This window comes from Chromohalobacter sp. 11-W (genome assembly GCF_029889905.1).
GTDB lineage: Bacteria > Pseudomonadota > Gammaproteobacteria > Pseudomonadales > Halomonadaceae > Chromohalobacter.
The window spans coordinates 1-5,274 of record NZ_JARANZ010000019.1 but is presented as its reverse complement, the minus strand read 5'-3'; the positions used below and the strand labels follow the sequence as shown (position 1 = coordinate 5,274).

General features: G+C 58.3%; 3 protein-coding genes and 1 pseudogene. All 4 read left to right on the top strand.

Translation table 11 applies throughout. From position 1 onward, the window contains the following. A partial coding sequence (locus tag OP494_RS17015; protein WP_280542755.1) for a type VI secretion system Vgr family protein occupies positions 1 to 1,129 on the top strand: 1,129 nt, incomplete at its 5' end. Next, positions 1,126 to 2,013: a DUF4123 domain-containing protein gene (locus OP494_RS17010; protein WP_280542753.1), complete on the top strand. Its 888-nt coding sequence runs from the start codon at positions 1,126 to 1,128 to the stop codon at positions 2,011 to 2,013. The genes OP494_RS17015 and OP494_RS17010, both read left to right, overlap by 4 nt. Positions 2,014 to 2,044: 31 nt before the next feature. Further along, positions 2,045 to 4,669 carry a T6SS effector BTH_I2691 family protein gene (locus tag OP494_RS17005; protein ID WP_280542751.1) on the top strand — a complete coding sequence of 875 codons (2,625 nt, stop codon included), beginning with the start codon at positions 2,045 to 2,047 and terminating at the stop codon, positions 4,667 to 4,669. Next, positions 4,669 to 5,274: pseudogene (locus OP494_RS17000) on the top strand (hypothetical protein); the annotation flags it as partial. The gene OP494_RS17005 and the pseudogene OP494_RS17000, both read left to right, overlap by 1 nt.

Here is a 5,274-nt window from a genome sequence, read left to right as displayed (position 1 = left end):
CTTCCTCGAAGGCGATGCCGACCGCCCCTTAATCACCGGCCGCGTCTACAACGGCGATCAGCGCCCCGAGTGGCACAGCCACGGCCTGCTCTCCGGGTTCAAGAGCAAGACTTATCGCGGCAGCAAGTACAACGAACTGGTCTTCGACGACGCCACCGACCAGGAGCGCGTACGCCTCAACTCCGAAGCCGAGAAGAGCCAGCTCAACCTTGGCTACCTGATCCACCAGACCGGCAACACCCGCTGCGCCTTCCGTGGCACCGGCTTCGAACTGCGCAGCGACGCCTATGGCGCCATTCGCGCCAACCAGGGGCTGTACCTCACCAGTTGGGGCCAACTCGGCGCCCGCGGCGACCAGCTCGATCTCACCCCGGCCCAACAACAGCTCGACAGCGCCTACCAGCTCAGCGACACGCTGAGTCAGAGCGCCCAGGATCACAACGCCGAAGCGCTCGACAGCCGGACGAATCTCAAGCAGGCCGGCACGGATGCCGACGACACCTACGGCAACAGCGAACAGCTCACCGGCAGCGACCAGAACAGCGCATCCGGCGCCACGGACAGCGGCGGAAGAGGCGAAGCCGCGCGCATGAAAGCCCCCTGGCTGCACCTGGCCTCGCCCGCCGGCATCACGGCGAGCACGCCGGAATCGACCCACCTGGCGCAAGGCAAATCGCTCAGCGTGGCCAGCGGCGAAGACGTCAACATCGCCACCGGCAAGAGCCTGGTCGCCTCGATCTCGGAGAAGCTTTCGTTATTCGTGCAGAAGGCCGGGATCAAATTGTTCGCGGCGCGGGGCAAGGTGGACATCCAAGCGCAGTCGGACAACCTCGAGGCCACCGCGCGCCAAAACCTCAACGTCACCTCCCGCAACGAGAAGGTCGACCTCGCCGCCGCCGAAGAAATCCTGCTCGTCAGCGGCGGCGCCTACGTGCGCATCAAGGACGGCAATATCGAGCTGCACGCGCCCGGCAAGGTCACCGTCAACGGCGCAACGAAGAGTTTTGGGGGGCCGACTGAGATGTATGTTGGCAAGCCGGCGTTGCCCGAGGCCGATGAACCCATTTGTGTCAGCTGTTGGCTAAAGGCACTGAAAGAGCAGCGAGCGCTGGTCAAGGTGCAGTCATGAGCTTAACTGATGAAGCGCTAAAGGCGTGTATTTCCCGGTATGTCCTGGCACTCGAAGAGTGCGAGCGAGATTCGATATCAGTGTGTGCCATCGTTGAAACTGGCCTGCTGAGTGAAGATGAACGCAATGCATTATGGAAGCGCTTCTCGGGGCAGCCCTGGCTGCAACAGTCCCATTTGCAGGTGCTTCAGCCCTTGGGCCCCTGGCTGTTCGATGGCGATATCGAGACGTTGCTTTCCGAGTTGTACCCCATGGCGGAACGCGGCTTTCATGGACTGCTGATTACCCATCAGCCGGTGGCTCATGAGGCAATGAAGTTGGGAGAACTCTGCGTCGTGAAAGACGCCAATAAAGAGGAGCAATTGCTGCGCTATTACGCTCCTCACGTTTTCCCCGTCCTGCATCGTTTCTCGGACACGTCTTGGTACGACCGCCTTTTCGGCAGCCTGTCGTTCTGGTGGCTGCCCGGGCTGGAAGGCTGGAAGGAGTACGCCGGTACCTGGCGCCACCAAGGCGACATCGTCGACACCGACGAAAAGATTGCCCTGACGCCAGCGCTGCTACAGGCCCTGGGCAGTGACCCCTTATCTCATCAGATTCTCGGCGAACTAGAGCAGTCATCCCCATCGCTTTTCAGCGTGGCATGCCCCGGTATCCGGCTGGCCATCGTCGACCAGGCAATCAGCAAAGCACGTAAGGCTGGATTTGAGAGCGTTCAAGACCTGAGCGTTTATGCCGCGTACTGCGTAGCTCATGGCATGGAGGTGACATGCGAACCGGAATTCGCGCGGGCAGTGGAGCTCTCCCTGTCGGGATCGCGCTCTCTGGCGGAACACTTGAAGGCAACGGGCTCACAAAGCATCAGCGAGGCACATCATGGGTAGTGTTCTCGATCCCTTGAGTATCGGGCAAAGCGTGGGCGACCGGCTGTCGGCATTGCCGCAGACCGAGGACGACGGCACCACGGTGGACTGCAAGAAATCGATCAACATTCTTCCGTTGCGATACAGCGCCGTCTACGCGGAGGAGGAAGATAGAGTCGCCTTGGGCAGTGTGCCTGAGCACCAGGGAGATCCGGTGTCGGACATCGGCTTGTCGCAAGCCAAGTATACGGCTCGCTTTCTGCGAGAGGGCTACCTGTACGTGCTGGTCAACCGGCTGGGTACCTACCGCTGGGAGCATTGCTACTACGTTTCCTCCGACGCGCTATTGTCTCGCATCAACCCCTACGAGCCCACGAAAGAAAGCGGTGGCATATCTTACTTTGCCATCAATGACGTGGAGGACGTATCAGAGGGGTATATGCTCTTTCTGCCGGACCCGCTGAGCGTACGAATGCTCGAACGGCTCAAGTCGAACGCGCATCTGCGAGAGTCCCTGCAGCGCTTCGCCATCGCCGAACTGGCCCACAGCTGCAGCGGAGAGAGTGTCATTCCGCCAACGATGTTGCAGTCCGAGGTTGCCGAGTTCGTCGGCTATCAAGATGAAAGCGTCGGTCATTTGTTGCAGAAACAGACGTTTCCGTCGTTGACCGATCCGTTCGACGAAGACGCTCAGCCTGCCGATTTACAAAGGTACTGGTCGCGCTTCGAAAGTCTGCAACGTGCGCTGGAGGGGCTTCAGGGATTTGCGGTCGTACTGGCCGACCCCATCGGCATTACCCAGGAGCTGAACAACCATCGCAACGATGCTCTGGAGCCCCTGCGGGACTGGATGGAAAAAGAGGATGAGGATGGGCTTTCCAACGAGCAGCGTTTCTACACCTCGGAGCTGATTCGCAATCTGCGTCAGAATTATGTGGAAGGGCGAATCAATAGCCTGGCGCAGCGAGACGTCAGGCGGTTCAGGCTTCAAGTAGGCAATCGTTATCTGCCGCACGTCCGTGCCGTCGGCGAGGCCGAGATTGGTGGGAACCGTCAGCCGACTACACGCGACTACGAGCTGGCCGAGGAGTACGAGGAGCGGCAGGCGGAGATTCTCGAATCGAGCTCCCAGCGAATCACAGCGGAGCGTGGCGAGGAGTTTCGTCAGGAATACGATAGCCAGTATGCGCCGCTGCTGGATCAGAATGCACGCCAGGATTTCGACGATAGCATGGCCAAGCAGTCCCAGCTCCAAGAAGCCCTTATGGCCCCCAGAGTGTCGGATCATCTTGCCTGGCTGCAAAGCACGTCGTTTCTCGATGCTCTGGACTATTACGACTCTCGCGACCCGATCTGGGGCTGGGCTTACAGCATTCAGGTCGTGCAGGCCACGGTTGGCATGGAAGGCACCGAAGAAGGCGCGGCGCTGCTGGACCAGTGGTGGCGCGACATGAACATGAACGATCGCTCGAATCTGGCCTGGGCGGTCTACTGTCTCAATCAGTACGATATCCGCCGTGCTGGTCAGCAGGATATCGACGCGTTTCGTGCCAAGGAGACACGTGTCGCCGACACCGACGACGACAGTTGGATGGGGCCGGAACCTCAGAACATCCTGCAAGGGTTCAAGCATCTCACAACGGCGTTCAATACGGCCAACGCGGCGCTGGAGGGAGAGTCGCCTTCATGGTTTCGCACCAACAGACTGGGCGTCACCATGGCGTGGTATACCCAGTTCATGAAGGGGTTCTTCGAAAAGGCGCGCAGCGAGACCATGGACCGAACCACGCTGCGGATCTCCCTTGGATTGATGCGGGCGCAGCTTGCCCGACATGCCGCGCAGATCGGCGTCAACCGCCGCTGGTTCAGCAAGGGCTCGTCGCGTGAGCTTGCCAAGGCCAAACGTTTCTTGTCGCGAGATATGCAAACGGCGCTGGAAGGCAATGGCAGCCAATTCATGCAATTCCGGCTGGGCGTTGCGGTCGCGATCATTGAAAGCTATGCGCTCTATCAGACGCTCTCCAAGCAAGACAAGAATGCGCGCGATTACACCAAGATGGCGGGCGCCTTCGTGCTCGTGGCCAGCGCCATCGCGGATACGGCAGCCTCCAGCATCAATATGGTCATGGTGATGGGCAAATACCATGCGACCGATGTCGGCAAGGCCGCTCAATTCCGTCTGGGCGGTTTTTCGTTCTGGGGTGGGATGCTGGCGTCGGTGGGGGCGTTGTTTTCAGCAGTAAATGATGCGTTTGATATTAGTAAATCTGTGCAGAGAAGAGATGTGTTATTGACACTCGCCTATGGTGCAAGATTTTTGGTCAATGTCGGTATTGCCATTTTAGGCACGGCAGTGACCCTAGCATCCTCCACCGCCTATTTGTCTCGTATAGCGGAACAAGGAAAAACTGCCCTCGCACGTAGACTGGCCTCTATCTTGGCCCCGTTGGCGAGGTCATTAGCATCGGCTGCCATTCGCGGCGTGCTGATGGCCGGTTTTGCCGCGGTCTCCTGGGCCGGTATCATTCTGACGATCGGGTTCTGGGTTTTCGGCGATGATGCGCTCGAGGCGTGGTGCAAGCGCTGTGTCTTTACCACCGAGAGCGTGCCCGATCATTACGCCGACTATGCGGAAGAAGTCGGCGCCTTCCACCAGGCTTTACAGGACGTGACCTGATGTATTTCGTTGAGTGGCTGATGCGCCGCACCTTGACGGCGAGCAAGAAGGATATCACCGGCTTCGAGGGTGATATGAAGCAGTTCGAGAAGGCGACCGAAAAGTACGGCAAGCAGTATCGGGGCATGCAGGAAACACAGGTCAGCGACGCGCCATCCGATGCGCGCTCCATCTACAAGATGAATGACACTTATATGGATGTCAGGACTTTCTTCGATGAATGGCGGGGGGGAGTATTATTGGGCCTAAGTCCTTTACTTTTCGGTTTGTTTTTTTTTCCTATTGTCGTTCTTTCAGAGTTGACCGGGATCCTTTTTACGGGGGTGGTTGATAAAGTTAATAGGGTGGCAACTTTTGGTGATTATTTTGGTGTAATTGGTTTGTGGGGTATCTGGTTTCTCATGGTGGGTGCCTTTATCTATCTCTTCTGGATATTCCGCATGGAATGTTTGGTCCAGCGCCATATCGTTGTGCGTTTCAATCGCAAGACGCGTAAGATCACCATCAATCGGCCCAATTTCGCCGGTGGCAATCAGGTCTATGACTGGGACGACGTGGTGGCCTCGGTCGATCCCGACGATCAGGTGGTGACCAAGCAGCGCAAG